We start from the raw sequence: 1997 nt of genomic DNA on the forward strand, positions 1-1997 counted from the left end.
CCCTCTGGACTTTGAAGCAGCTTAATCGGATAGCCGGGGGTTTTTCTCCCCAGGCCTCCACAACACCCCACATGCGGGTCTTTCTCGTTGCCGGAGGTTCGGGCCTTCACCGTGTCTCAGCCATTACTGAGCATTGGTCATTCCGGCCCTTTCAGTAAGACCTCAGTTCGACTACCATTCAACTCGATTCTCGCAGGGACACCAATCCAGGTTGCAGCACTACTTCGGTACCCCCTTCCCGCTGGCGTTAATCCATGCCGGCATTCATTCATGTTCGTTAAAGAGGCTTTCCACATTGGATATCCCACGTATCTTTAACATTACCGAAAGTGCTCACCGCATTCATAATCCTTTCACGCCAGAAAAGTTCGCCACCCTCGGCGCCGTGTTGCGCCTTGAACCCGGAACTCGTCTGCTCGATCTCGGCAGCGGTTCGGGCGAAATGCTCTGCACCTGGGCACGGGATTTCGGGATTACCGGCATCGGCGTCGATATGAGTCAGTTGTTCAGCCAGCAAGCGAAACTCCGCGCTGAAGAACTCGGTGTCACCGATAAAGTGGAATTCATTCATGGAGATGCTGCCGGCTATGTCGCCGACATCAAGTGCGATGTGGCTGCATGTGTCGGTGCCACATGGATTGGTGGCGGAGTTGCCGGCACCATTGAGCTTTTGGAAAAGAGTCTCAACAGCAACGGGATCATCCTCATCGGTGAACCCTACTGGCGTCAGTTACCACCGTCGGAAGAGGTTGCCAAGAAGTGCTTTGCCAATTCCATCTCGGACTTTCATGGGCTTCCGGAGCTGGTTGCGTCTTTTGACGAGCTCGGCTACGACGTTGTGGAAATGGTTCTGGCGGATCAGGAAGGTTGGGACCGATACGAGGCGGCCAAATGGCTCACCATGCGCCGCTGGCTTGAAGCGAATCCCGATGACGACTTTGCACAAGAGATTCGATCCCAGCTGAATGACGCCCCCAGGCGCCACGTCGCATACACGCGTGAGTACCTTGGATGGGGGGTATTCGCTCTGATGGCACGATGATGAGGGTCCGGCAATCCGGATAGTTTGAGGAATCTCGGGAGCACATGGCGATCATCGCCATGTGCTTTCGGCAGCTGGAGAGTGGGCTGCCGATATCCCGAAAACATGTTTGTCGGTTAATCTCTTTTCCGAGCCTCATCCCACGCCTCCGATCCGGTGCCTCATGCTCTTCACCTGCCCTGCCTGCAAGCGGAAGACCATCTTTTTCCCCACCGTGCTATTGCATGTCTGGGGCAGGTGGCCCCACTCCGCGGCCAACCGGTTCGAGTGTACCCATTGCCACGCGGAACTGACCTGCTACTACTCGCCGGTACCCTTCCTTTTGCTCGGCGCCATCCTGCAGATCCTGATTCTGCAAAGCGGCGCAATCAGGGATCTCTGGATGGGGGCGCTGATCGCGGCCGGGCTGGCGTTGTTCTTCTTCCCCATCCGGGAGGCGTCGAACATGTCGCTTCTTTTCCATCGTTTTCCGGTGCGCCAGTTCAAAAATCCCTTCGATCAGGGCTTTTACTACATTGAGAGCAGGTTGCTGTCGCAGTTGGTGTTCGTGCTGGTGGCCGGGCTCACGCTGAAGTTGCTGGTTCAGGCCAACCCCGGGGCACAGGCCCATGCGGGCTCGATGGTGTTTCTGCTGTTGGCGGGGGTGGTGGGCCTGGCTGCCGCTATTGCCTATGGCTTTGCCATCTATCGGATCGGTCGGCATGGCACGCTGCCGCGGGTCGGTGTGAATGTGGCGCTGATGATCGGGGTGGTGGTGATGGTGTATTTCTGGCGTTAGGGTGGCGGCCCCTTTCACATCGTGGCCACTGGATGGGTTCCCGCTTTCGCGGGAATGACACGTGTGCCTGTGATGCTTCAGCCATGCCTGTGATTCTCCAGGGTGAATGACCCGGGAGAAACCGGCTGAAAGATGCCCTTGATCAGAGCCAAAGGAAAATTCATGCGCCGGCAACCT

At 57.0% G+C, this 1997-nt stretch carries 2 protein-coding genes; both read left to right on the forward strand.

Annotated elements, in window-relative coordinates:
- Positions 1-295: 295 nt before the first annotated feature.
- Complete coding sequence (locus tag LQ952_RS15745) at positions 296-1042, forward strand: SAM-dependent methyltransferase (protein WP_200177326.1); 747 nt, start codon at positions 296-298, stop codon at positions 1040-1042.
- Between the two features lie 322 nt (positions 1043-1364).
- Positions 1365-1820: a hypothetical protein gene (locus LQ952_RS15750; RefSeq protein ID WP_238623562.1), complete on the forward strand. Its 456-nt coding sequence runs from the start codon at positions 1365-1367 to the stop codon at positions 1818-1820.
- Positions 1821-1997: the final 177 nt, after the last annotated feature.

This window comes from Ectothiorhodospira lacustris, assembly GCF_022227785.1.
Classification (GTDB): domain Bacteria; phylum Pseudomonadota; class Gammaproteobacteria; order Ectothiorhodospirales; family Ectothiorhodospiraceae; genus Ectothiorhodospira; species Ectothiorhodospira lacustris.